The organism is Campylobacter sp. 2018MI13 (assembly GCF_018501135.1).
GTDB lineage: Bacteria > Campylobacterota > Campylobacteria > Campylobacterales > Campylobacteraceae > Campylobacter_E.
The window spans coordinates 1-255 of record NZ_JAHCZC010000323.1 but is presented as its reverse complement, the minus strand read 5'-3'; the positions used below and the strand labels follow the sequence as shown (position 1 = coordinate 255).

Sequence of the window (255 nt, the reverse complement as noted above, 5' to 3'; positions counted from 1 at the left end):
TATAAGGAGTAATTGCACGAATACAATGAGTTGAGTATGTAAGAGTTCTAGTAGTACAACCACCTGCTATATTTAACATTCTTCCAAGTAAGCTTTGTGGGTTATTAACGCTTCCAACGAAAAACCACCCATAACTACCGCCATAAACAGCATTAGAGCCATATTTTTCATAAACTCTTTTAAGCTCATTGGCTACTAATTCATAAGCTTTTTCCCAAGTAATCTCAACAAATTCTTCTTTACCCCTTAAGTTTT

Annotated in this window: 1 protein-coding gene; it reads right to left on the bottom strand. The window is 34.5% G+C overall.

The window, feature by feature from the left end; all coding sequences use genetic code 11:
• A partial coding sequence (locus KJQ99_RS10220; protein ID WP_214150782.1) for a molybdopterin-dependent oxidoreductase occupies positions 1 to 255 on the bottom strand: 255 nt, incomplete at both ends.